Below are 23654 nucleotides of genomic sequence, written 5' to 3'. Positions count from 1 at the left end.
CATGGATGGTTCGTTGCTGCCTTTTCTTTCGGACGCCGACCTCTCCGGCCTCGCCGCCACCCCAGACCTACTGGTAGCGATGGATTTCGACGGAACCCTAGCACACTTTTCCGACGAGCCAGAGGGAGTGCACGCCGTCCCCGGCGCGATAGAGGCCCTGGAGGGGCTGGCGCAACTGCCAAACACTGTGGCGATGGTGATTTCGGGGCGCAATCTGGAACAGCTATCGAAGGCTACGATGCTGCCCACGCACGGGCCGGTGCGCCTGGTCGGCAGCCACGGCGCGGAACCTGCCGACGGTGGCGCGACGGAATTGAGCCCAATTCAGCGGGCCTGGCTTAATGAACTGCGAGCCCATGCGGAGGAGATCGCCACCGAACACGATGGCGCGTGGGTGGAAATCAAGCCCCTGGCGGTGGGCTTGCATACTCGCCTGGTGCAGGACAAGGAACTGGCCGGGCGGCTGAACCAGCGCTTGGCGGACGTCGCCACCACCAGCGATCTGTCCCAGGTGACGTGGGGTAAGGACATCCTGGAGGTCGCGGTGGATAAGACCACCAAGGGCTCCTATATTGAGGACTTCCGTCGCGCCTACGCGCGCGAACACGGCCGGGAGCTGCGGGTGCTCTTCGCCGGGGACGATACGACGGACGAGACGGCGCTCTCTACGCTGCACTACTCCTCCGACATGGCGCCAGCCGTTGGAGCCACCGACCCCCACCTCGTAGCCCCCGCTGCGAACACCCCAGACATCGGCATCCGCGTCGGCGGCGGGGAGACCTCCGCTACCCACCGTTTTGATACCCCGGAGGATGTCCGGGACTTCCTGCAGGATCTACTGCGGCGGCGCGACGGACGTTCCGCGTATTAGCTCAGTTTCCAGCAGCACGGTGGGCGTCTCCGCCCGGTGCGCGGGCTTGGCCGGGTTGTCATTCAACCGCTGCTCGATGAGTTCAGCGAGCATGTTGCCGCTCTCCAGTCCCTTGTCTTTGCTGGGTTGGCGGACGGTGGTGATGTGGGCGTCAATAGCTTCGGGAATACCGTCGAACCCCGTCACAGAGAGCTGACCTGGCACGTCGATTCCCTGCTCCGCTGCGTAACGCACCACACCGAGCGCCTGCGAGTCGGTGGTGCAGGCAACGGCGGTGAGCTCCGGGTGGGTGGAAAGTAACTCCTGGGCGGCGTCGAAGGCGGTCTGGGGGTTGTTGATGTGCCGTTCGACGATGGGGGCTTGCTCGATCCCGGCTTCCTCCAGCACGTCCAGGATTCCCAGCAGGCGCGAGCGCTGCACGTGCATGTGCGCGCCCTCGATGCGTTCGGCGGACACAGGCCCGTTGTTCGGCGTGCGATCCAGGCGGATGCACAGCACGCCGATGCGCGTGTGACCTGCGTCGACGAGGGTACGGATGGCGGGCTTGATGGCCTCGCGGTCGTCAATACCCACGAAAGGATCGCCGGCGCCGGCGGGTTGGTCACACACCACGGTCGGCAATCCGCGGTTACGCACGGCGGCGAGGTACGGGTCGTCGCCCGCCACCGAGTAGACGATAAAGCCGTCGACGCTGGCCTGGTTCACCAGCTGTGCGGGGCGATCGGCGCTGGGGTTATCGTCCACGCCCGCGGGGATCAACAGCATGGAGGCATCCATCGCCCCACAGCTCACTGACACGCCAGAGACGAACTCCAGCGACGCCTGATCTTCGAACGCGTAAGGCAGCTCCTCGGTCAGCAGCACGCCGATCGCCCCCGCTCGGCGCGTGCGCAGCGAACGCGCCATCGGGTCTGGCCCGGGGTAGCCAAGTTTCGCCGCGACGTGCAGGATCTTGTCCCGCAACTCGGGCGAAAGCTGATCCGGGCGGTTGTATGCGTTCGAAACTGTGGTGCGCGAAACGCCCAGTTCGGCCGCGATGGAGGCCAATGTGCCGCGCCGTGCTGGTCTATTCATTCTTCTAAGGGTAGCCCTCAGCCCTTCTTTCTTGGGGGTTGACGCCCCCTCCCCCGGCACTGCCCAGATCCCCGTATCTGGCTCAAGATTAATGTTGACGAGCTTTTTCGTGCCCATTAGCCTCGGAAGAATGAAGAAAATGGTTGCCAATTTCGGAGCAGTTTTGAGTATCGCGACGCTGGCGCTGGGCGTGACCTCCTGCGCGGGCGGGTCCGGGGATTCCCCCGCGGATGGCGACAAGATCAAGCTGGTCGCCTCTACATCCATCTGGGGCAGCATTGCCGAGGACATCACCGAGGGGCGCGATGATGTTGAGGTGACCACCATCCTCAGCAGCAAGGACGACGACCCGCACGAGTACGAGGCCACAGCCCGCGACATCGCGGCGGTCAAAGACGCGGACATCGTGGTTGCCAATGGTGCGGGCTATGACAACTGGCTGACCGACAACGTGGAAGAGGGCACCCCGTTGGTGACGGCGCAGCCGCTGGCCGAGGCACACCACCACGGCCACGAGGGGCACGACCACGGCGGAGCCAACCCCCACGTCTGGTTCGACCTGGACGTCGTCTCCGAGTTCGAGCAGAAGCTCTCCGCCGAGCTGCACAAGCTCAACTCCGACATCCCAGAATCCAACGAGGACATCACTAAGAAGACCGACGAGCTGAAGCAGCGCATCGAGAAGCTGAGCGGCAAGAACGTCATCCTCACCGAGTCCGTCGCCGCCGAGCTGGTGGAAGATTCCGAGCTGAAGGACGTCACCCCGGAGGGCTTTGCCCACTCGGTGAATAACGAGTCCGAGCCCTCCGCCGCCGACCTGGCTGCCACCCGCCAGCTGATCACGGACAAGAAGGCCGACATCCTCATCACCAACGAGCAGTCGGAAACCCCGGCAGCCGAACAGCTGACCGACGCCGCCAAGGAAGCTGGCATTAAGGTAGTAAACGTCAACGAAACCCCCGATGAGGGCCAGGACTACTTCGAGTACGCCGACGCCCTGGTCAAGCAATTGGAGGATGCAACCAAGTAATGGTCCTCGCTCTCCGCGATGCGGCAGTCGAACCCCTCTGGCGCGACCTCAACCTCGAGGTCGCGCCAGGGGAGTTTTTGGCTATCTTGGGCCCCAACGGAGTGGGAAAATCCACCCTCCTGAACGTCGTCCTCGGCACCCGCAAACTCAGCCGCGGCAGCCTCAAAGTGACGGAAAAGCTGGGCTACATCCCCCAACAAAGGATGTTCGACCCGACCATTCCGCTACGCGCGAGAGATCTGGTCGGCCTCGCGCTCGCAGCGGGCGTCATAAAGAATAGGCGACCGAAGAAAGCCCAGATCGACGCAGCGCTGGAAGAAGTAGGCGCGACCGGCCTGGCCAATCGACGGGTCGGCGAGCTGTCGGGCGGGCAGCAGCAACTGATCCGGCAGGCGCAGGCGATGGCGCAGGACCCAGAGCTACTGCTGTGCGACGAGCCGCTGCTTTCCCTGGACCTGCGCGCGCAGAAGAAGACCGTGGAGCTGCTGGATCGCAGGCGGCGGGAGCACAACACGGCAATCGTGTTCGTCACCCACGGCATCAACCCAATCCTTAACGTGACCGACCGGGTGCTGTACCTCGCACCACACGGCCACACGATCGGCACGGTGGATGAGGTCATGAACAGCGAGACGCTCTCCCGCCTGTACCAGACGGACGTGAAGGTAGTGAACGTAGACGGAAAGCTGGTGGTCGTATGAGTAGCCAATTCCACACCGGCGATTGGTGGGAGGACACCCTCGCGCTGCTTTCGGTGGACTTCGTGCAGAATGCGCTGCTGGCGGCGCTGCTACTGGGCATTGTCTCCGGCGCGATCGCCCCGTTGATCGTGATGCGGAAGATGAGCTTCGCCGCGCACTCCACCGGCGAGCTGGCGCTGATGGGTGCCGCCGCCGCGCTGCTGTTCGGCTTTAGCGTGAGCTGGGGTGCGCTGATCGGCGCGGTGCTGGCCGCCGTGGCGCTGACGGCGTTGGGGCAAAGGGAGCAGGACGCCATCGTGGCGGTGATCTTGAGCTTCGGCATGGGCCTATCCGTGCTGTTTATCTACCTCTACCCGGGCAGATCCTCCGCGGCTTTTAGCCTGCTGACGGGCCAGATTGTCGGCGTGAGCTCCGCCTCGCTGGGCATCCTAGCGGTACTGGCCGTGCTGGTGGTGGTGACCATGGCGCTGCTGTGGCGGCCGCTGCTGTTCGCCACGGTGGATCCGGTGCTGGCCGCAGCCTCGGGCGTGAAGGTGCGCGTGTTAGCTCTGGTGTTCGCCGCGCTGATCGGTGTGGTGGCCAGCCAGGGCGTGCAGATCGTCGGCGCCTTGCTGTTGATTGCGCTGCTGATTACTCCGGGCGCGGCGGCGGTGAAGGTGACCAGCAACCCAGTATTGGCAGTGGTGCTGTCGGGCGTTTTCTCCGTGGTGTCGGCGGTCGGCGGACTGGTGGCATCGCTGGCGCCGGGGCTGCCAGTTTCGGTGTTCGTGACCACCTTGAGCTTTGTGATCTACCTAGTCTGTCGCGGAATCGCCTGGATGCGTTCCCGACACGTGCAGGCGGATGCGGTGCGGGCGCGGGAGTATTCGGCTGCGGGCGAGTCGATCTCGAAGCAGACCAGCAACGAGGCCGCAGGCCACGCTCACCACGCCTAAACAAGCCGGGCGCATAAAGCACATAAAAACATAAGCACCTCCCCCGGAAGAGGGACAGAGGCAGCGCGGCTCGTTAAGGTAGCACTTGTGATTACCGAGACGTCTGCGAACCCACAACCTTCCAACCCCTGGATCGTCCGTACCACCACCGGCCTGGTTAAGGGGCACGCGGAGAACGGCGTAACTGCCTTCCGCGGAATCCCCTACGCTGAGAAACCCATCGGCGACCGTCGCTTCCGCCGGGCCGAGCCCATCGCACCGTGGGAGGGCGTTTTTAACGCCGCGACCTCCGGCGACGCATGTTCCCAGTACCGCCCGGCGCGCAAATCCGCAGGCAACTGGGAGGGCACGGAGGACTGCCTCTGGCTCAATGTGGTGGTTCCCCGTCCCGCGCACTCCCCCACGCCCGCCATCGACCCGGAGGCTTGCCGCCCGGTGGTGGTCTATTTCCACGGCGGATCGAACATCCACGGCTCGGCGAACAAGCCCCTGCTGTCCGGCGAGTACTTCACCCAGGCCATCGACTGCGTGTATGTGGCTGTGAACTACCGCGTGGGTATCTTCGGCCAGTTAGCCCTGGGCGAAGGCACGCACACTCCCGACGACATGGATACCAACGCGGGCCACTCCGACCTGCTGACGGCTCTGCGCTGGATCCACGATAATGCCCGCGTTTTCGGCGGCGATCCTGACCGCGTGACCATCATGGGCGAATCCAGCGGCGGCTCCATGGTCACCTCCCTGCTGGCCACCCCCTCAGCGAAGGGGTTGTTCAGCGCCGCCATTGCGCAGTCCCCCGCCCCGATGATCGCCCACACCCGCGCCAACGCGAAGTATTGGACGGACTTCGCCGCCCGCTGGCTGCACCGCATGCGGGCGGAGGAATCCCTGCCTCTGGACCAGCGCGCCCCGGTTCGCCAGGCACCACCGGAGCTCAGCGATGAGGAGCTGCAGGCCGCCACCGCAGACCTTCTAACCGCCGAGCACACAATCCTGGGCCGCCTCTCGGACGAGATGGTGCGCTTCCACGCAGACAACCCGATCTCCAAGGCCGGCCCTTTCGCTCCGGTCATCGACGGGGATCTGATGCCGGAGCACCCGCTATCCCCCGGCGCGATGATGGACGTGCCCCTGCTGATCGGCACGAACCGCAACGAGTACGACATGATGCACCTGGAGCCGAAGCGTAGCTCCATGCAGTACACGCGCACGCGCACGTTCGCCCACGCGATTTCCGGCGCCGATGCTCAGGCCGCCAACATCCTGGAGCAGCACTACGGTGGCCCGAAGTCCCGCAAGCTCAAGGGGCGTTTCTTCGGCGACGCGCTGTTCACCGGCCCCTCCTGGTACTTGGCGCAGAATCACCCGAGCGACCGGGCGTGGGTTTACCGCCTGGACACGACCACCCCGTTCCTGCGCGCTACGGGCATGGGCGCGGTACACGCCCTAGATCTGCCGATCCTCTTCCAGCGCTACGATCAGGACAAGGGGCGCATTGCAGTACTACTTGGCGGTCGCGGCGAGATGCGCGCCACCTCCGTCGCCATGCAGTCGCGGTGGAGGCAGTTCGTGCACTCTCACGACCCAGGTTTCGATCCCTATTCGTTGGGCTTCGCCACGCAGGTTTTTGACGCCCACTTCCCCACCGGCGAGGAAACCATCTACGACCCACAGCCCGAGTTGCGGGAGGCGTGGGCACAGGTCCAGTGGGATAAGCAGGAGGAAATGTTCGGCTAGCGCCAATTATCGGCTCGCGCTGGAGCCGGCTACGGCTGGGACGAACGGGCGTCACTTAGCAGCGCGACGCTGACGGGCGAACTCGCTGAGCACCACGCCCGCAGCGACCGACGCATTGAGGGATTCCACCCACTTGGCCATGGGGATCGACATGATCGTGTCGCAGGTCTCCGAAACCAGGCGGGACAGCCCCTTGCCCTCCGAGCCGACGACGATGACGGTCGGGGTAGTGCCGTCGTAGGTATCGAGGGTGTGGTCGCCGCCGGCGTCCAGGCCTACAACCTGGTAGCCGGCCTGCTGGAACTGCTTCAGGGAGCGCACCATGTTGGTGGCCTTCGCCACCGGCAGGCGCGCGGCCGTGCCCGCAGAGGTACGCCAAGCAACAGCGGTCACGGAGGCGCTACGGCGCTCCGGGATGATCACGCCGTGGCCGCCGAAGGCCGCTACGGAGCGGATGACCGCACCGAGGTTACGCGGGTCGGTGATGTTATCCAGCGCGACGACCAATCCGGGCTGAGGAGCGGAGGCGGCCTGCTGAATCAGGTCCTCTACCTGCGTGTACTGGTAGGGCGGGATCTGCAGGCCAATGCCCTGGTGCATGCCGTTGCCGGTCATGCGGTCCAGCTCTGCGCGGGAAACCTCCAGCACGGAGATGCCTCGGTCGGCGCAGGTATGGACGGCCTCTGCCAGGCGCTCGTCGTTCTTGGTGCCCTCCGCGACGTACAGCGCGGTGGCGGGGACCTTGGCGTGCAGGCATTCGATCACCGGGTTGCGGCCGACCACCAGCTCCACCTGGTTCTCGTCCTTTGCGAAGCGGTCGTGCGCACCAGATGCCCGGCGCTTGGCGGCCTGCTTGCGCTTGTAAGCGGCGTGGTAGACGCGATCCTCCGCCTTCGGCGTGGCTCCCTTGCCCCGCAGGCTGCGGCGCCCCTGGCCACCGGAGCCCTTGGTTGCGCCCTTCTTGTTCTTCTTGCGCACGCCTCCGCTGCGCTGGGTGTTGCCCGCCACTGTGATTGCCCCTCTTACCTGGTCGACTACGTGCGTTTGTGTATGTTACTTCCCGGCACGCAAAACTGGAACCAGGCTCACGAGAACGTGGACAGCAAAGCACCCCACCTGCTGTGAATTTGTTACTTCCACTGCCAATCCTGTCGGCAGCAGCTGGAACGACCAACAATTCTTCGCAGATGGGGTGGTGTGGTGCTTTACCTCTAGACGTTGATGCCGAAGTTCTTTAAAACTCCGCGCCAATCCACGTGCCCGGAGGCCAGTGCCCCTACCCCAATCACTGCCGCAATGGCGGCGATCACACCGGCCGCGATGCCAAGGGGCGAGCTTTTGGAACTGCCACTAGAAGAACCGGAGAATCCGCTTGCACTTCCCTGCAGTTCCTGCGGGGTTACATCTTCTATCTGCTTGCCATCGTCATAGTCCAGCAGCAGGTCAACGTCCGCGCCCTCCAGCTGCTCGCCCTCGTTGTAGCGGAGTAGAGATCTCTGCAATCCGATACCGGCCGTTGTGGGACGGTTCTGGGCAACGAGATCCTTACCCGGATCAATCGGGGCTTCCAGGGTGAAGGTCACGATTACTTCATCGTCGCCGCGCTTGTCTAGCTGTGTAGGATCGTTCGCCGTGTTACCGGAAAGGGAGTAGTCCCCAATAAGCGATACCGCCTGACCTGTGACATTCAACTTCAAGTCGAAGTAAGAGACATCCAAAGCTGGCCCGCCGTTCTTACCAAGACCTTTGTATGCGGTCACATGTGCGCTGCCGTCCAGGGCAATCGTGCCATTCCCCTGCGGGTCCAGCTTTGTTTCTTGGGTATTTACTGGGAACACAAACTGGTTTCCCTTAAACTCCGCGCCTCCATCGCCGATGACGGTTCCCCTGGCGATCGGCCCCTGCACATGCTTAAGGAAAGAGGTTTTGATCGGCCAGGCAAAAGCACCGGCTCCTAACACTGGGGCGGACACTTCCTCTGCCTGTGCTACAGGAACCGCCATGCCGCTTAACGCGACGGAACTGACCAGGGCGCTGGCAACGAAGTGGCGGGAATTGGACTTGGACAAGAATGGTGTATTCACGCGCAGACTCCGTAAAGATCTGTGAACAGGGAAAAATTCATACCAAAAGCATCGATGGCTTCCTCAATCAATGCGGAACGCTGCTGTGCTGTGAGTGGCAGGCTATCGAGGCGCTGACGGTAGCTGGTTCGGTACGGAGGGATCTTGCCAATAGCGGAGAAGTCATAGAACTTCAATGCCTCAGGAGCGACATTGTAGAGGTCTGCTACACGTACAGCGATGACCTGACCGCCGGAAATATCCCCGAGGTAGCGGACATAGTGATGAGCGATCACTCGTACAACGTCTTGTTCTCCGAAAGAGTCGAGGCGATCTACATACCGCCGGGTGGCGGGCAGTAGTTCAAGTTGTTCGCGCCAATCGGAGCCGAGGCAATACGTCAGATCGTGTTCCAACGCAGCGCAACGTTGCAGGCGCGGATCGGCAATAACCGACCCGATGGGAGTGCCGGAGACTCTTTCTACAGCGTTCTCTAGAGCGCTGTAGACAAACCAGAGTTGTCCCGAAAGCGCATACACCGCTTGAGCGTCAAGCTCGCCTTTGAAAAGGGTGCTCATGAACTCGGATCCTTCTGCGCGCCCGTGCGCCTCCGCAGTGGCATTGCGCAGTGCCTGAGAGATCGGCTCGGCTGTGTTAAAGCTTGTGTTTGAAAGTGTGGAGGTCGAAGCCATCACGTTATTCCTTTCGAAAGAGTTTCAAGATCCGCGTGGAATCTGGAATTTGTCGCTGAACGAGAAAAGGGAACTCGTTATTAGCGCAAGTTGTGGTGGCGTAGGAATTCATCAATCTTCTTGTGAATGCCATCGAGAGCGCCAGACACGTTGATCGCGTGGCCAATGATCGCCAGCATGCCTAGGATTCCGACCGTGCCAAGAATGTAGTTCCACACCTTTCCGAACTTGCCCAGCGAACCTTGGCCTTGCCCCTGGTCATCCGGGTTGTCTGGGTTGCTCGGGTTGTCCGGGCCAGGACCACCTTCATCATCCGGATTCGGCTCCCCTGGCGTTGCACATTTCTTCTCGGTGGTCAGAGAAACATTGATGTCATCCAGCTCTGGCTTGTAGTCCGCCGAGTAAATGCCCATGAATAGGACGTCTACACCCTCCACAATGTTCTTGTCCCCATCCGTTCCTGGCTTAGGAACGTAGGTCATGCTGCTTGCATCAAGCGTGACAGTGTCCCCGTCAACCTTCCAGTTTCCGTGCCCCTTCGAGAACACGTCCCTGCCGGAAACCTTGTTCTCTTCGATACGGTCCTCAGGCGTATACTCAGTCATGTGCTTGCCAGGCACGTAGTATCCCTCATAGCTAGCGCCGCCCTGAATACTAGCCCCCTCGGCCGTGATGTAAGGGGACTTGAAGTTCGAGTACAAAGCACCATGATGGCCTTCAAAAACGACATCGGACGGCTTGGTGCCGATCTCTGCCTTGGTTACGTTGCCCTCGGAATCGACCTCAATGCTAGATACACTTGGGTCTACCTGGAATTGGAATTGGAAGTCCTTGGATTTCTTGTTGGCAGGATCAGATTCCTTAACCTCACCCTTCGTTTCCCAGCTTCCCTGAGCGATTCTCCCCAGGATGTAGCTGCGGAAGCTCTCCTTCAATCCCCAGTTGAAGGTACCGCCAGTGATAACAGTTTTGCATTCAGGTTTAGCCTGAGATGCGCCATCCTGTGCCGATGCAACGGGTACGGAAAGTGCAGCAGTGCCCAGGGCGAAAGTCATCACAGTGCCGAGCATGACATTTCGAGTTGACTTAATAGACATGAGAATTACTCCTGATGAATGGATCCTAGGGACTTAGCCCTAGTGAATGGAATGGATTGATATGCAGAAAGCAGTCGAGCTACTGCAGCTGGCGGATCCCTCCGCCGCGGACGAACAGAGACGTCATTATCCGCACTGCGGACAACTTCGATGGGCCAGTCATAAACGCTGGAGAGAATCTCGTCGGTATAGACCGAATCAACCGATCCAGCGGCGGCAATTCGCCCATTCGATAGACAGACGATGTGATCGCAATACGCCGCAGCTGCGTCGAGGTCATGCAACACAATCACCACCGCAGTTCCAACTCTGTGAGCGATCTGCTGCATCAAGCTCAAGACTTGTTCCTGATGACGGATATCCATCGCCGCGGTCGGCTCGTCTAACAACACCACCGGTGTTTGCTGGGCCAAAACTCGGGACAACGCAACCCGAGCACGTTCGCCACCGGAAAGAGTGACGATGTCACGAACTGCCAACGCAGTGGAACCGGTGGCGTCCAGAGCAGCGTCAACAATGAGCTCATCCACACTGCTATCGACTGTCCCTCGCCACGGTCGCCGTCCCATCGCCACAACATCTCGAACAAGAAACTCAAACGCGACTTGGACATCCTGAAGCAACACCGCACGGCGCTGCGCCATTGCCCTTGCATCGGCCCGAGAGGGGTCTAATCCGGCGACGGAAACCACACCCTCAGTAGGTTTAATATCCCCAGACAGCGCGGCGAGCAGCGTCGACTTACCAGCACCATTCGGCCCAATGAGCCCTGTGACCTCGCCGGCACGAGCGACAAAACTAATGTCACTGAGCAACCGCTTGGCACCAACGTCGACGGCGAGGCCAGATACCTCAATGGCCTTATCGCCGATAGCCATACTGTTAGTAGTCGCATCGCTACCGTGAGCACTCATGCGTGCATCCCCTTTCGCATCATTCGGCGCAGCAGAACGAAGAAAGTCGGGCCGCCGACAAGGGCAGTGAAGATGCCAATCGGCAAATCTGCGAATTCAATCAACGTGCGGGCAGCCACATCGGCCAGACCAATCAAGACCGCCCCGCCAAGCGCAGAAGCAGGGATGAGGAGATAATTCTCCGGCCCCATGACCGTTCGCAACAGGTGCGGGATAATCAGCCCTACGAAGCCGATGAGCCCAGCAAAGGCAACTGCACCTGCAGTGAGTACGGTCGCAGCGATGATCACAATCGCTCTCAATTGACTTACATTGATCCCTGTGTGACCAGCGGCTTTCTCACCCAAAGCAAGCACGTCTAGTGCCCCACCCATCCGTAGGGCTACGGCAATTCCAACCATCGTGATCGGCAAAACCGCCCAAACGTGCTTCCACTGGGCACCATTTAGGGATCCCATCTGCCAAAAGATGATCTCTTCCCGACTGGCGGTCGGAGCCAAATAGACCATGAAGGAGATAATTGCTCCACACACGGCATTGACCGCGATACCTGTGAGAACCAGATTGATAACCACAACTCGGCCTTGACTTCGTGCTAGCTGGTAAATCAGGCCAGCGGCAACCAATGCGGAAAGAAAGGCGAAGAACGGAACGGTGAACGTGCCGAAGAAAGCAAGGTTAAAGACGATTGCCAACGCCGCACCAACCCCGGCGCCCGAGGTCACGCCAATAATCGATGGCTCGGCCAGAGGGTTGGCAAACACCGCCTGCATCAATGTTCCAGCCACACCCAAACATGCGCCGACTAGGAACCCCAGCAGGATGCGCGGCAAGCGAATATCCCACACTACGCTGGAGGCCAGACCTGAATGATGGTCTTTCCCCAGCAAGATTGAACCTAAATCCTGCAGTGGCACGTAGTACTGTCCAAGCACGATCGATAGCACCGCAGCAACAAGCATTAGCACCACCAGTGCACCGAAAATCCCTACCCATCGGCGCGTTCGCGCCCGGAGAAACTCGTTCGTATTAACCGTGTGGGTCATATAACGCCTTCGCTGTCCGCAAAAGTGTTTGCCCAGTCATAGGGCCGAACGCCAACGATTGACCATCTGGAATCGTGATTACGCGCCGCTTCTGTCCTGCCGTGGTTTGAGCTATGCCGGGGCGTTTGAGCAGGCCTTCGATCCCTCCGGTGGATTCCAACCCGCCGGTCATCATGATGAACGCATCTGGGTTTAACCTAGCTAGCGACTCCGCATTGGCTGGTTCGATGTAGGAAAGGTTGTTCTCCGTCCCCACGTCAACCGCACCAACGCCCTCGATCAGGTCTTTTGCTCCGGTCCCTTCGCCCATGATGAAGAACACTCCACCATTTCCACGGGCATAAAGGAATGCCACCCGCATCGGTGTAGAGGGCACCATCTTCTTGATGGTCTCTTTATCCAGATTTATTTCCTCGACTGTGCGATCCGCAAGCTTTTCCGCATCCTCCGGGAGGCCCACGACAGCACCGAGCGTGGTGATGTCCTCGGCTACCGAATCGATCGTGCGGGTCGGTTCCATGACCACAGTGGTCACGCCCGCCTGACGAATCTGATCGATAGCGTCCCGTGGCCCGATGGAGTGGTCCACGATGACGATATCCGGCTCCAACGACAACACGGCTTCCACGTTGATGTTGTGCCCACCTTGAGTGACCACTGGCCTGTCGGCCAAGATGTTTTCAGTAGAAGAGACCGTGCGGCCTACAATCCGATCGGCAAGACCCAGGCCAGTAAGGGTTTTAGTGTAAGTACCGTACAGGTCAAGAGCCAGAATCCGATCGAGCTTATTAACCTTGACATCGTGGCCGTCTGCGTCGGTCAGCTCCACCGGCAGCTTCGGGGATGGATTCTTGGTCACAGGCTCCACATCCGTGAAGTCCTTGACCTCCGAAACGCCCTCAAAGCTACGAGGATCCTGCAGATCAGCAGCATTCTTGATGTCGTTTCGCAGAGCAGCATCAGCTTCGGATTCATAGGCGCCCTTAACGCCACACGCAGCGATGCTAGCCGTGCAGATAAACAACACACAGGTGCGGAACGCTAACCGCACAGTTCGATTAAGAACAATGGACATTAAAACGTGCTTTCTAACTGAGCAGTGTCTTGCCACCTAGTAGGCGGATTAAGACGGATTACTTACAACCAGTCGACCGATGCTTCCACCTGCGACGATGACTCCTACGATCAATCCGAGAAGGTAAGTAGCCGGGTTCTCATCCTGACCCTCAGCCGCAGCAGGCTTAACCTTGAATTTGCTCGATCCGTTTTCGTACCCCGCCGATGAAGAATCGCCGTCGACGCCATTGCCGGAACCGTCCTTATTGCCGGCGAGCTTCGCGGCGGCAGCATTGTGCGCAGCAGAAGAACCACCGCCCGATCCACCCGCACTCGATCCAGATGCTGTCGTACCGCCCACTGCGTCGCAGTCACCCTGGCCACCTAGCTGGGCGCTGAAAGATATGGGCGCTAGTTGAGTTCCCGGATCGTAAAATTCGGCGAAAGCCACAGAGCCATCCTGGGTCAGCGATACACTCGCCTCTCCGCTTACTGAGTTATCCGAGATATCAAGGGAACTAAAGCTCAGGTCTCCCAGCACTGTGCGCCCGAAGTCTCGCTTCTCCCCTTCCATGTTTGAAGAACGAACATCGGCAACAAGCCTTCCTGTTCCACCGTTGAACTGGATCTCCGGATTCGCAATGTTCAGGTCGAGAATTCCGTTGTGACCGGTGAATTGCATCGCGCCACCATAGGAAATCGTTCCCTGTTGAGAAGACGTATCGACGTTGCCGCCGTTGCCGGTGAACTGATACTTGCCGCCGCTGTATCCGACCCCGCTCAAATCCCACTTGCCCTTAGCGATAGAGCCGGTGATGTACGACTGGAAGGATTCCTTCAGAGCCCACGATGCCTTGGCGCTTTCGACTGCCTTGACCGACTCGCAGTGCAGGTCTCCACCGCCACCAGCTGCTCTACCTGCTGTGGCACCGCCCCGGGTTGTTCCGCCTCCGCTGGCGGCCGACCCGCCGCCTGTTCCGCCGTTTCGCGCACCACTGTTCCCTGCTCCAAGCGATGTTCCGCCAGAGGCCGATCCACCACCAGAACCGGAGTTGGAGTTAGAGTTCGTTCCGGAGGTAGAGCTAGTTCCGGAGTCGCTTCCGCTAGAAGATCCGTTCTTTACGCTCCCGCGATTGACGAAAGATTCATACTCGTCCAAGAAGGCTTGGGAGTTACCCATGAAAGTGGTCAGGGCGTTCATCGTGTCGTTCGTCTCAGACAGAATTCCCATAGCTTCCTTGTTAAAGCCGGTGAAGTTGCCATCGATCGTGGTCAGCGTGCGCTTTTCGCCCGATCCCGAGCCACTGCCCGAATCTGATCCACAGCTGCCGTCCAAAGCCACTGAGCCACTGGTTGGATCCATCGAGGTTCCCGCATTGTAAGCGAGAAACAGCCGGCTGCCACCTTGAGTAAGTGTCGTAGAACCAGAAAGGTTCACGCTCCCTGAGCCAGGGGTCACCGGGGTGGACAGGTTCACCTTGGCGATGACTTCATCGTCGCCAGTGATTTTGGCTCCTCGCTTGCTCTTATTGACCATGTCCGACTCATAGGAGACATAGTCCACCAGAATCTCGGCGGTTTTTCCCTTTGCGCGCACCTTCCAATCGGAGAGCGTCATATCTAACAGGTCATCACCGCCATAGTTGTGGCCGTTGAAACGGAGAACTCCGTTGAGCGGAACCGTCACCGTATCACCGTTTACCTGGGGCTTTTGGGGGCGGAACTGGAAGGCTCCATTCGGGCCGGTCTTATCGCCATTAAAGCCGATACCGTCGCCACCCCATCCGCCTTTAGCGACAGGGCCTTGGATATAGGCACGGTAGCTCTGCTTGATACCCCAATTGAATTCACAGGTTCCCGCCGCTGAGGCAACGGGGGTAGCGACCGTGGTAAATGCTACGGGAGCGAAGGCAAGTACGGAGGTGGCAGCCACAGCCGTGGATGCGCGGACGAACAACCGTCGCGAGGAGCCTCGACGTGATCCAAACGGTGAAAGATGCATGCTGATCCTACTCAAAACTGAAACATCAAAAGATTTGCGCCGCCTTACCTCTACCTAGGTTTTACCCATTAGATTAGGATAGTGTTACCTTAATTAGGTAAGGCTCGACTTAGCTGAAAGTATCATGAGTCAGCCTAAGAGACGAAAGCATCTTATGTTTAGTTTCGTCCCCCACCCCCACCTCTCACCCCCGAGAAAGGACGCGAAGAATGACCGCATACACCCCGGCCCCTCTGGCCAACCTCTACCCTGAAGTAGACCCCCACCAGGCAATTCCGCTTTCCGCGACCGAACGCTTTGCCCTAACCGTATCGATCGGCGTGATGGCATACGGCGCAGTAGTCGGCGACTTCATTATCGCCGGAGTCGGGCTGGCACTAGTCGCCATCGCATGCGTCGTATGTTCTCAGAAAACGCAGCGCCGGATCCGCTCCCAAGCCCGCAGCCGCTTCCCCAGCGAGGACTGGGTCGAATACAGAACCGCAAACAGGTTGAATCTGAACCTCTTCCTCCCCCTGTGTATCGGCTCCATCGGCGCCCTGATTGTGGCCGGTTTTTGGTACATCCCGCCGGAGCACGCAACACTGGGCGGCATCATCATCGCCATCGTTTCTGCCGCCACCATTTGGTTCTTGCCAGGCCTGAACCCCATGTGGTCGAACGACGAAGAATATTTCGTACCCGAAGAAATGTATGACGACGAGGTCGAGCTTCCGGGATCAGAGTTACAACCCGACGAGTACGTCTATGGAACTACCCCTTCAGCGACCACTTCGCGCCATCGGCTGTATCCGTAACCTCGATGCCAGCCTCAGCCAGGCGGTCGCGCACCTCGTCGGCGGTGGCCCAGTCCTTGGCCGCACGGGCCTCAGCACGGCGCTCCAACTCAGCCTTAACCAGCACGTCCAGGGCGCCCATCGCCACATCAGAACCGCCAGCAGCGGCCTTGGTGGATTCCAGCCACGTCTCGCTCAGTGGATCCACGCCCAACACAGCGGCCATCGCACGAACCTGTCCGGCGATCTCCTTAACCTGCTGCTTTGCCTCGTCCGTGGGCTTTGCGTCCAGTAGCTTGTTGCCCTCACGAACCACGTCGTGGATCACGGCTAGCGACTGCGGTACGGCCAGGTCGTCGTCCATCTTCTCCGCGAACTGTTCCGGCACTTCGCCCACCGGCAGCGCCTGCGGGTCCACAGCGGTCTCTCCGGTGACGAACTCGATGGCGCGCACCAGGAACTTCTCGATGCGGCGGTAGCCCGCAGCGGCCTCGCCCAGCGCAGCCTCGGAGTACTCCAGCATCGAACGGTAGTGCGCGCTGCCCAGGTAGTAGCGCAGCTCAACCGGACGCACCAGCTTCAGCACATTCGGGATAGAAAGCACGTTGCCAAGGGACTTCGACATCTTCTCACCGGACATCGTCACCCAGCCGTTGTGCATCCAGTAGCGCGCGAACCCATCCCCCGCTGCCGTCGCCTGCGCGGCCTCGTTCTCGTGGTGCGGGAACTGCAGGTCCAACCCACCGCAGTGAATGTCGAACTCACTGCCCAGGTAGGTCGTGGCCATCGCGGAGCACTCGATGTGCCAACCCGGGCGGCCACGGCCCCACGGAGTGTCCCAGGCCGGCTCGCCCGGCTTGGCTGCCTTCCACATGGTGAAGTCGCGCGGGTCGCGCTTGCCGGTGCCCGCGGATTCACCCTGATCCATCTCATCCAGCTTCTGGCCGGACAGGAAACCGTAGTTATCGATCGTCGCGGGTTGCGCGTACACGTTGCCGTCTGCGGCGTAGCCGTGGCCGTTGTCGATGATGCGCTGCATGTACTCGATCATCTGCGGCACGTGCCCTGTGGCGCGGGGCTCGATGGAAGGTGGGGTGACGCCCAACTGGTCATAAGCCCAGTTAAACGCACGCTCGTGCGTGGCAGCCCACTCCCACCACGGGCGGTTATTCTCCGCGGCCTTGGTCAGGATCTTGTCGTCAATGTCGGTGACGTTCCTTACGAAAGCGACGTCCAGCCCCTTGGCCTCCAGCCAGTTGCGCAGGATGTCGAAAGCGACTCCGCTGCGTACATGTCCGATGTGCGGGATCGACTGCACGGTCGCTCCACACAGATAGATCGAGGCATGGCCTTCACGGATAGGCTCAAAGTCGCGGAGCTGGCGGGCGGCAGTGTCGTAGATTCGCAAAGTCACACCACACAGTATAGGCATGCGCATCCAGCCTCTTTCCCCTGCGTGTCAGTATCGTGGAAGGCATGCACACTCAAAGCATCACGAGATTCGCCACCATCCGCCTCAACAACCGGGATGCGTGGCAGCCCATCGCCGTCACCTCCTATTCCGCCGAAGGCGGCGAGGGCAAACTCCTTGCCGAGTTCCCGTACAAGGCGCCGATCAGCAGCACGGAGCTGGATTCCCTCCCTACCGTTACCTTCACCGCCGACCAGCTGGGGCCGGTCGTACCGAACCCCGGGAAAATTTTCTGTGTCGGCCTGAACTACAGGGAACACATCGCAGAGATGGGGCACCCGATCCCAGACCACCCCACTCTGTTCGTGAAGTACGCCTCCGCCTTGGCAGGCCCGTTCGACGAGGTAGTGGTGCCTCCGGAGCTCTCTGCGCAGGCAGACTACGAGGGCGAGCTCGCCGTCATTATGGGAGAGGCCGGCCAGATCGCGGGCTACGCCGTGATGAATGATTTCTCTCAGCGCGACTGGCAGTACCGCACCCAGCAGTGGCTGCAGGGCAAGAACCTGGACCGCTCCAGCGGATTCGGCCCATGGATGGTTCCCGCCGAACACTTCGATCCGATTGCGGAAGGGGCTGTCTTGCGCACCTGGGTCAACGGCGAACTCCGCCAGGAGCACAGCGTTGCCGACCTGGTGTTTAAGCCACAGGATCTGGTGGATTACATCAGCAATTTCGCCTCGTTGGCACCTGGTGACGTCATCGTGACGGGCACACCAGAGGGCGTCGGCCATGGCATGACCCCACCGCAGTACCTGGCCGATGGCGACGAGGTGCGCATCGCTATCGACGGCATCGGGGAAATCTGCAACCGCATTAACTGCTGAGCTGAGCCAACCGGGGCTCGGCCTTCTTGATAGCGCTCCGCACTGCCGCGAAAAGTAGCAGGCAGATGGGAAGCGCAATCACAATCACATCGATCCTGGGCGACCAGAACAATGGCAGGTATTTGCTTGGCAACACCGATATGAGCAGGCACTGGGCGGCAGTTAGCAGAAGCAGTCCATAGAAGCTCTTTCGCAGGTCTGCCACCAAGCATGCGCCGAAAATCACCGACAATGCAATAAGCGTGTACTGCAACATGCCTGGGTTGCCCAAGACCGCGACAACGCCGCATTCGCCCAAGCAAATCCCAAGGAAAAGCCAGTCGCAGGCCGCCCACGTGCGGCCAGTTAGTTCTTCCAGCTGGGAAAGCCGGTTATCCCAGAACATCACCGCAGAGCTAACGATAGCGATGGAGAACACAAAGTTAAACGGAACGACTCCGGACGAACTCCACGAAGCCCAGGGAATGGGAATCGTGGTCGTGCCGAACAGGACGGCGCCCACGACGCCGAATACCTGAAGCATCACCGCATAGGTCGCGGAATGTCCGCGCCAATAGATCTGTCCTCGATGCTGGGTAGACACTATCCCTCCCAACACTCGGAGTTCGCCCGATCAAGGATGAACTTCACGTCCACTCCCTCATTCGTGCCATGCACCCCGCGCCATTGTCCGGAAGGTGTCAGGGTCGCTCGTTCCAGTTCTTCTTCCGTCAGATCGGGAAGAGACTCCGCGACTGATACTGGTTCCTGCGGAGTTCCCCAACACGATGGTGCCCCCTTAAGCGCAGGTTCGTTGCTGAGGAGTTCGACCAGGAGCGCGTGCTTTACTTCCTGTTGCTGATTCGAGTGGGCGAGCCAGATGTCGCCGTCCCGTTGCGGTTCGGCGTCGATCAGCCTATAGGTAGTGACGCCCAAAGATTCCCACACCTTGCGGTTTGCGTCTATCTGCTCAGGTGGGGTTTCGCGCCAGTAACACAATGCTCCCTCGCAGATCATGCGCTTTTGGGGGCGGGGCACCGCGGAACTATAGTTTCCGTCTTGGGCGATTCCGTAGCCTAATCCACAGCTCACGCCGAACAGAGCAATGACTGCCACGCGAAGTGGCCACGCGGACAGCCCCGGAAGCCAATTTCCATGAAAAGCAGCGGTCAACAGCAACGAGCAAACGCATATAGCCCCCAGCACCAGCGCCGAAGCCTTCCACAGAATCGGGTCCACGCTCTGCGATACCTGGCAACAGGAGCTGAACGGCTGCCCGAACATTTGTCGCCACGCCACGTTTGAGAGCGACACCGGGTAAGCGACCAGGATATAAGGAAGAAGCAGGCCGACAGCGATCGCCACAATTGCTGGTAGGTACAGCCCTAAAGTTGCCCCCAAGCTCAGCCATGCCCCGCCGTGAAGAACAATAAAGACCAGCCCCGTTGCAAGGGACTGTGCGGACTCTACGTATCCGATATCCGCCAGCTGCACTGCGAGGTAGGCCAGCACCACTACCACCGCGAGCAATAGCGGAAGCGCCAAGGATCTGAGCCAGACTTTAAAAACATCCTGCACAGAGCCGCGGGACTTAAAAAAGGAACGGAAGCGTGCCATCTCTTTAGCACCGATAAAGCCCAGGATTGGCCCCAGCGAATAGTAGATGGCCAAGCTGTTGGAGACTGCGTTGTCCTGCGTAGGCACCGGGTTGGCGTTGAGTGCAATGCTCAGCAAACCAAGCGCTGCAGCTGCGAGCACCAAAGCAACGTTGATCGCATTAATCCTCGACATGGCCACCGGTCCTGGAAAATGCCTCCGCAAGGTTTCTCACAGTGTCGGAATAGCGATGTGACTCCCCCGGCTCTAGCGAACCGCGCCCAACTCGCAGAAAATCGCTCATTGGCCCCTGGAACTCAACCTTTCCTTCATGCAACACGAGTACATGCTCGAACGGCTTCTCCACTTCCAAAGGCTGATGACTAGAAACCCAAAGGCCAACGCCCGATTCCGCAATGGATCGATAGAGCCCTTGCAGATCCCGCTTCGCCAGGGGGTCGAGTGCGGCGCTGGGTTCATCCAGCAGTATGTGCTCCGCGTTAGAGTTCAGGGCTGTAGCTATTTGCACGCGAGCCTGCTGCCCACCGGACAGCTTGCTGCATTGCTTATGTGCGTGTTCCTTCAAGCCTACGAATTCAATCCAATAGGCCGCGGTCCTCTTGCTCTCCGCCCAACCGGCACCATTAAGCCAGGCGACGTAGGAAACATAGTCGACAACGCGCGCACTATTGATGTTTTCGAAATGCTGCGGGACGTACACCGCTCGGCCCAACTTCGGCACAACGCCTTCAGACGGTTTTAACTGGCCGGCGAGCAACTTCATAAGCGTAGTCTTACCGGCACCGTTGACACCCAGAATCACCGTCGGGCTAGTGGGAACCTCAAGCGAGTGGACCTCGACACCTTCATCAGAGCGCGGGTAGCTAAAAGAAAACGAGTAGCTATTCGACAAGAAAGTTCCAAACCTTTAATGCGCAGGGGTTCTGTTTGATGGAACAAACCTACGAGGGTGCGAAAGGATTGTCAATAACTAGTTCTGCGCCTGCCACACAACCGCCGTCGCCACGGCCGCCACGCCCTCGCCACGGCCGGTGAAGCCCATGTGATCGGTCGTGGTCGCAGAGACTGAGACCGGCGCGCCGATCAGCTCTCCCATCACCTTCTCGGCCTCCTCGCGCCGGGTGCCCATCTTCGGGCGGTTACCCACCATCTGCACCGCCGCGTTGCCGATCACGAACCCCTTAGATTCCAACAGCTCGCGGCACTCGCGCAGTAGGCGTTCGCCGGAGACGTTGTCGTATTCCTTACGCCCTACCCCGACGAAACTGCCCAGGTCACCGAGCCCGGCGGCGGAGAGAAGCGCATCCACTACCGCGTGCGCCACCACGTCGCCGTCGGAGTGCCCTTCGCAGCCGTCCTGCCCCTCCCACAGCAGGCAAGCCATCCAGCAGTCTTTACCTGGTTGTACCTGGTGGGCGTCCGTCGCAATACCTACGCGGGGAATGATGTGTGGGGTGTTCAATTGCGTTCTGCCTCTCGCCTCTGCTTGCGTTCTACTTGTCTGCTGCGGACTTTCTAACTTTCGCTGCCATTCAGAATCATCTGTGCCACGCGGTAGTCCTGGGGCGTGGTGATCTTCATAGCCAGCGGATCCGCATCCACCGCCACCACCGGGAATCCTGCCATCTCCATCAGCGAAGCATCGTCCGTTACCAGTGGCAGCGGCGAGGCACCCACCCGATCCACCGCGTGCGCGGAGCTGATTTCCGTCGTGCGCAGGTACTGCTCGTTAGCCTCGATCAGCTTCTCCAGGTCGAATACCTGTGGTGTAGCTGCCGCCCGCAAGCTAGCGCGGTCTGGTGTCTGCTCCACGACCGTCTGCCCTGCGCGCGGGCCGGAGGTGGGGGCGTCAATAACTTTAATAGTGTCCACTACCGGCAACACCGGGATCGCCCCGTACCAGGAACCATCCGCGACACCACGGCGCGCGCGGTCGACAACCTCAGCAATCATGGCGGGTGGGGTGAGGCAGCGGGCGGCATCGTGGACGGCGACGAAGCGCCCCTCGGTGGCCTCGCCCGCAGCGCTTAGCCGTCGCTGGATCGCAACCAGGCCTGCGTACACGGAGTCGAATCGCTCGCCGCCGCCGAGCTCCACGCTGACGGTCATGGGCGCCCATTCTGCGGCGTTGAGGGGATCGCCGACGATGCGCTCGGCGCGGTCGCGCATGTTCTCGCTAACCAGCACGATGGCATGGTCGATGCTTTGGGACGCCGCGAGGCCGTCCAACGATCGTTCCAGCAACGACCGACCGTGGAGCTCTACGAAAGCTTTCGGGGTGTCAAACCCCAGGCGGGTGCCGCTACCGGCAGCGGCGACAAGTGCATAGACGTTCGCTGTCACGGCGTTAGCTCGGCTTAGTCTTCGCCGTCCAGCTCGTCGTCCAGATCGATGGAGCCACCGGACTTGGAATCCTCGTCCACGCCTGCCGCACGGGCAGCAGCGGCGGCCTCACGGTGGCGCTTAATAGCGGCCTGCATGTCAGCCAGCAGCGCATCAGTCTTCTTGTCGTCCACACCCTCGGCTAGAGCGAGCTCGCCTACGAGGATCTGGCGGGCCTTGGCCAGCATGCGCTTCTCACCTGCAGACAGGCCGCGGTCCTGATCGCGGCGCCACAGGTCGCGCACAACCTCGGCCACCTTGTTCACATCGCCACTGGTCAGGCGCTCCTGGTTGGCCTTGTATCGGCGGGACCAGTTTCCAGCCTCTTCGACATCGGTCTCGCGCAGCACGGAGAAAACCTTGCGCAGGCCTTCTTCACCCACCACGTCACGCACGCCGACCTTCTCGGCGTTTGCGGCCGGCACACGGACAGAAAGGTCGCCCTGGTTGATGCGCAGCACCAGGTAATCGACGGTTTCCCCCTTGAATTCCCGTTGCTCGATGCCCTCGATGACAGCGGCGCCGTGGTGCGGATAAACGACGGTATCTCCGACTGCGAACTCCATAAGTGTTCCTCTAACGTCCTTCCGAAAGGCTGTGACAGGCACTGCGTAAATACCCGTTAGATTCTACCGTAATCGACCGCGCTACCCGCATTTGGGGCATAAAACCCCCAGCAAGCGCGCACTAGGGGGCACTAATTAACCTTAAAGGCCTCCTTGGCTAGGTGTACCGGCCCCCTACAAGCTAGGCTGGGTGCAGACGTTTTTATTCAACTGCTTTTAAGACATGCCTCAGATGGAGGAACGCATCGTGAAGACCCTCAAGGCCCAGCCGCTGAAGACGACCTTTGCCCGTGGTGCGCTGGCGCTGGTCGCAGCAGGTTCCGCACTCGCGCTGTCCGCGTGTGGTGCAGGTCAGATTTCCCAGACTTCCAGCCAGGTTGCCGCAGTCAACGGTGCTAGCGGCACCGCTGAGCACGCTGACGTGCAGGACGTCACCGTGGTTGTCGGCCCGGATAACGCTCTGGCTCTGAAGTTCACTATCACCAACGAGGACACCCACGGTAAGCCGGTCAAGGTTGAGTCCGTGAAGGTGGAGGGCAAGGAGATCTCCGGACTGGAGAAGACCGAGATTCCGGCTGGCGGCTCCCTGATTGCCGATGGCAAGTTCGCTATGGAAGACATCGAGGCCAAGGAGCAGAAGCAGCTGCAGTACGCCACCACCTCCATCAAGGGTCTGGATGACGTTTACGTCGGTGGCCACAAGAAGGTCACCTTCAAGCTGGATGTCGGCGAGGTTGAGCTGAGCGCACCGGTTTCCGCTTACGTTCCGGAGGCAGGCCAGCTGCACCGTGACGAGGACGGCAGCCTGACCGACAAGTAAG

General features: G+C 60.3%; 24 protein-coding genes. 8 read left to right on the top strand and 16 right to left on the bottom strand.

Going from position 1 to position 23654, the window contains the following annotated elements; all coding sequences use genetic code 11:
* Position 1: 1 nt before the first annotated feature.
* Positions 2-871 (top strand): trehalose-phosphatase, encoded by an 870-nt coding sequence (otsB, locus tag JQ46_RS08870; protein ID WP_011273042.1) that lies wholly within the window; start codon positions 2-4, stop codon positions 869-871.
* Here the strand turns inward: otsB and JQ46_RS08865 are convergent.
* Positions 836-1945, bottom strand: coding sequence for a LacI family DNA-binding transcriptional regulator (locus tag JQ46_RS08865; protein ID WP_011273041.1), 1110 nt, complete (start codon positions 1943-1945; stop codon positions 836-838). The two genes, otsB and JQ46_RS08865, sit on opposite strands and share 36 nt — an antisense overlap.
* Positions 1946-2084: 139 nt before the next feature.
* Here JQ46_RS08865 and JQ46_RS08860 point away from each other — a divergent pair, with 139 nt between their 5' ends.
* From JQ46_RS08860 to JQ46_RS08845, 4 genes are all read left to right on the top strand, one after another.
* Positions 2085-2975, top strand: coding sequence for a metal ABC transporter solute-binding protein, Zn/Mn family (locus JQ46_RS08860; protein ID WP_034987378.1), 891 nt, complete (start codon positions 2085-2087; stop codon positions 2973-2975).
* Complete coding sequence (locus JQ46_RS08855) at positions 2975-3676, top strand: metal ABC transporter ATP-binding protein (protein WP_034987376.1); 702 nt, start codon at positions 2975-2977, stop codon at positions 3674-3676. Before JQ46_RS08860 ends, JQ46_RS08855 begins: the two co-directional genes overlap by 1 nt.
* Entirely contained in the window at positions 3673-4611 is a 939-nt protein-coding gene (locus JQ46_RS08850) for a metal ABC transporter permease (RefSeq protein WP_034987373.1), read from the top strand. Before JQ46_RS08855 ends, JQ46_RS08850 begins: the two co-directional genes overlap by 4 nt.
* 87 nt (positions 4612-4698) lie before the next feature.
* Positions 4699-6348 carry a carboxylesterase/lipase family protein gene (locus JQ46_RS08845; RefSeq protein WP_034987370.1) on the top strand — a complete coding sequence of 550 codons (1650 nt, stop codon included), beginning with the start codon at positions 4699-4701 and terminating at the stop codon, positions 6346-6348.
* 51 nt (positions 6349-6399) lie between these two features.
* On the opposite strand, the gene rlmB is transcribed toward JQ46_RS08845, so the two are convergent.
* The 8 genes from rlmB to JQ46_RS08805 form a co-directional block, all read right to left on the bottom strand.
* A complete protein-coding gene (gene rlmB, locus JQ46_RS08840; RefSeq protein ID WP_034987367.1) occupies positions 6400-7356 on the bottom strand; it encodes a 23S rRNA (guanosine(2251)-2'-O)-methyltransferase RlmB in 957 nt (318 codons plus the stop codon).
* A 203-nt stretch (positions 7357-7559) separates the two neighbouring features.
* Positions 7560-8432: an HtaA domain-containing protein gene (locus JQ46_RS08835; protein ID WP_034965368.1), complete on the bottom strand. Its 873-nt coding sequence runs from the start codon at positions 8430-8432 to the stop codon at positions 7560-7562.
* Positions 8429-9103 (bottom strand): heme oxygenase (biliverdin-producing), encoded by a 675-nt coding sequence (locus tag JQ46_RS08830; protein WP_005296733.1) that lies wholly within the window; start codon positions 9101-9103, stop codon positions 8429-8431. The genes JQ46_RS08835 and JQ46_RS08830 overlap by 4 nt, the downstream gene beginning before the upstream one ends.
* Positions 9104-9183: 80 nt before the next feature.
* A complete protein-coding gene (locus JQ46_RS08825) occupies positions 9184-10200 on the bottom strand; it encodes an HtaA domain-containing protein (protein ID WP_051876311.1) in 1017 nt (338 codons plus the stop codon).
* 5 nt (positions 10201-10205) lie between these two features.
* On the bottom strand, positions 10206-11078 hold the full coding sequence (locus JQ46_RS08820) for a heme ABC transporter ATP-binding protein (protein WP_005296738.1): 873 nt from the start codon (positions 11076-11078) through the stop codon (positions 10206-10208).
* Between the two features lie 32 nt (positions 11079-11110).
* Positions 11111-12160: a FecCD family ABC transporter permease gene (locus JQ46_RS08815; protein WP_005296741.1), complete on the bottom strand. Its 1050-nt coding sequence runs from the start codon at positions 12158-12160 to the stop codon at positions 11111-11113.
* Complete coding sequence (locus tag JQ46_RS08810; protein ID WP_005296744.1) at positions 12144-13235, bottom strand: heme/hemin ABC transporter substrate-binding protein; 1092 nt, start codon at positions 13233-13235, stop codon at positions 12144-12146. The genes JQ46_RS08815 and JQ46_RS08810 overlap by 17 nt, the downstream gene beginning before the upstream one ends.
* 48 nt (positions 13236-13283) lie before the next feature.
* Entirely contained in the window at positions 13284-15218 is a 1935-nt protein-coding gene (locus JQ46_RS08805; protein WP_011273027.1) for an HtaA domain-containing protein, read from the bottom strand.
* A 209-nt stretch (positions 15219-15427) separates the two neighbouring features.
* On the opposite strand from JQ46_RS08805, the gene JQ46_RS08800 reads away from it, so the two are divergent.
* Positions 15428-16015 carry a hypothetical protein gene (locus JQ46_RS08800; RefSeq protein ID WP_011273026.1) on the top strand — a complete coding sequence of 196 codons (588 nt, stop codon included), beginning with the start codon at positions 15428-15430 and terminating at the stop codon, positions 16013-16015.
* Here JQ46_RS08800 and cysS read toward each other — a convergent pair.
* Positions 15972-17408 (bottom strand): cysteine--tRNA ligase, encoded by a 1437-nt coding sequence (cysS, locus tag JQ46_RS08795; protein ID WP_192817260.1) that lies wholly within the window; start codon positions 17406-17408, stop codon positions 15972-15974. The two genes, JQ46_RS08800 and cysS, sit on opposite strands and share 44 nt — an antisense overlap.
* A gap of 62 nt (positions 17409-17470) precedes the next feature.
* On the opposite strand from cysS, the gene JQ46_RS08790 reads away from it, so the two are divergent.
* Positions 17471-18289 carry a fumarylacetoacetate hydrolase family protein gene (locus tag JQ46_RS08790; RefSeq protein ID WP_051876310.1) on the top strand — a complete coding sequence of 273 codons (819 nt, stop codon included), beginning with the start codon at positions 17471-17473 and terminating at the stop codon, positions 18287-18289.
* Here the strand turns inward: JQ46_RS08790 and JQ46_RS08785 are convergent.
* The 6 genes from JQ46_RS08785 to JQ46_RS08760 all read right to left on the bottom strand — a co-directional run bounded on the left by JQ46_RS08785 (position 18279) and on the right by JQ46_RS08760 (position 22833).
* Entirely contained in the window at positions 18279-18872 is a 594-nt protein-coding gene (locus JQ46_RS08785) for a hypothetical protein (RefSeq protein WP_035011013.1), read from the bottom strand. The two genes, JQ46_RS08790 and JQ46_RS08785, sit on opposite strands and share 11 nt — an antisense overlap.
* Positions 18872-20059 (bottom strand): hypothetical protein, encoded by a 1188-nt coding sequence (locus JQ46_RS08780; RefSeq protein WP_034987407.1) that lies wholly within the window; start codon positions 20057-20059, stop codon positions 18872-18874. Before JQ46_RS08780 ends, JQ46_RS08785 begins: the two co-directional genes overlap by 1 nt.
* Complete coding sequence (locus JQ46_RS08775) at positions 20046-20777, bottom strand: ATP-binding cassette domain-containing protein (RefSeq protein WP_034987359.1); 732 nt, start codon at positions 20775-20777, stop codon at positions 20046-20048. The genes JQ46_RS08780 and JQ46_RS08775 overlap by 14 nt, the downstream gene beginning before the upstream one ends.
* Positions 20778-20855: 78 nt before the next feature.
* A complete protein-coding gene (ispF, locus tag JQ46_RS08770; RefSeq protein WP_034965389.1) occupies positions 20856-21347 on the bottom strand; it encodes a 2-C-methyl-D-erythritol 2,4-cyclodiphosphate synthase in 492 nt (163 codons plus the stop codon).
* Positions 21348-21400: 53 nt separating this feature from the next.
* On the bottom strand, positions 21401-22228 hold the full coding sequence (locus JQ46_RS08765) for an IspD/TarI family cytidylyltransferase (RefSeq protein ID WP_034987357.1): 828 nt from the start codon (positions 22226-22228) through the stop codon (positions 21401-21403).
* Positions 22229-22242: 14 nt separating this feature from the next.
* A complete protein-coding gene (locus JQ46_RS08760) occupies positions 22243-22833 on the bottom strand; it encodes a CarD family transcriptional regulator (protein ID WP_005296776.1) in 591 nt (196 codons plus the stop codon).
* Between the two features lie 223 nt (positions 22834-23056).
* Between JQ46_RS08760 and JQ46_RS08755 the strand changes: the two genes are divergently transcribed.
* Positions 23057-23653, top strand: coding sequence for a hypothetical protein (locus JQ46_RS08755; protein WP_034987356.1), 597 nt, complete (start codon positions 23057-23059; stop codon positions 23651-23653).
* The last annotated feature ends 1 nt before the right edge of the window (position 23654 follow it).

It is taken from the genome of Corynebacterium jeikeium (assembly GCF_000738175.1).
Lineage (GTDB): Bacteria > Actinomycetota > Actinomycetes > Mycobacteriales > Mycobacteriaceae > Corynebacterium > Corynebacterium jeikeium_C.
Note: the sequence above shows the minus strand (reverse complement) of the source record. Positions and strands in the feature narration are given on the sequence as shown.

What these genes read in the sequence shown, in the direction of transcription:
- otsB (WP_011273042.1), top strand. Translation starts at nt 2, where the DNA reads ATGGATGGTTCGTTGCTGCCTTTTCTTTCGGACGCCGACCTCTCCGGC.
- JQ46_RS08865 (WP_011273041.1), bottom strand. Translation starts at nt 1,945, where the DNA reads ATGAATAGACCAGCACGGCGCGGCACATTGGCCTCCATCGCGGCCGAA.
- JQ46_RS08860 (WP_034987378.1), top strand. Translation starts at nt 2,085, where the DNA reads ATGGTTGCCAATTTCGGAGCAGTTTTGAGTATCGCGACGCTGGCGCTG.
- JQ46_RS08855 (WP_034987376.1), top strand. Translation starts at nt 2,975, where the DNA reads ATGGTCCTCGCTCTCCGCGATGCGGCAGTCGAACCCCTCTGGCGCGAC.
- JQ46_RS08850 (WP_034987373.1), top strand. Translation starts at nt 3,673, where the DNA reads ATGAGTAGCCAATTCCACACCGGCGATTGGTGGGAGGACACCCTCGCG.
- JQ46_RS08830 (WP_005296733.1), bottom strand. Translation starts at nt 9,103, where the DNA reads ATGGCTTCGACCTCCACACTTTCAAACACAAGCTTTAACACAGCCGAG.
- JQ46_RS08825 (WP_051876311.1), bottom strand. Translation starts at nt 10,200, where the DNA reads ATGTCTATTAAGTCAACTCGAAATGTCATGCTCGGCACTGTGATGACT.
- JQ46_RS08820 (WP_005296738.1), bottom strand. Translation starts at nt 11,078, where the DNA reads ATGGCTATCGGCGATAAGGCCATTGAGGTATCTGGCCTCGCCGTCGAC.
- JQ46_RS08815 (WP_005296741.1), bottom strand. Translation starts at nt 12,160, where the DNA reads ATGACCCACACGGTTAATACGAACGAGTTTCTCCGGGCGCGAACGCGC.
- JQ46_RS08810 (WP_005296744.1), bottom strand. Translation starts at nt 13,235, where the DNA reads ATGTCCATTGTTCTTAATCGAACTGTGCGGTTAGCGTTCCGCACCTGT.
- JQ46_RS08805 (WP_011273027.1), bottom strand. Translation starts at nt 15,218, where the DNA reads ATGCATCTTTCACCGTTTGGATCACGTCGAGGCTCCTCGCGACGGTTG.
- JQ46_RS08800 (WP_011273026.1), top strand. Translation starts at nt 15,428, where the DNA reads ATGACCGCATACACCCCGGCCCCTCTGGCCAACCTCTACCCTGAAGTA.
- JQ46_RS08790 (WP_051876310.1), top strand. Translation starts at nt 17,471, where the DNA reads ATGCACACTCAAAGCATCACGAGATTCGCCACCATCCGCCTCAACAAC.
- JQ46_RS08780 (WP_034987407.1), bottom strand. Translation starts at nt 20,059, where the DNA reads ATGTCGAGGATTAATGCGATCAACGTTGCTTTGGTGCTCGCAGCTGCA.
- JQ46_RS08760 (WP_005296776.1), bottom strand. Translation starts at nt 22,833, where the DNA reads ATGGAGTTCGCAGTCGGAGATACCGTCGTTTATCCGCACCACGGCGCC.
- JQ46_RS08755 (WP_034987356.1), top strand. Translation starts at nt 23,057, where the DNA reads ATGCCTCAGATGGAGGAACGCATCGTGAAGACCCTCAAGGCCCAGCCG.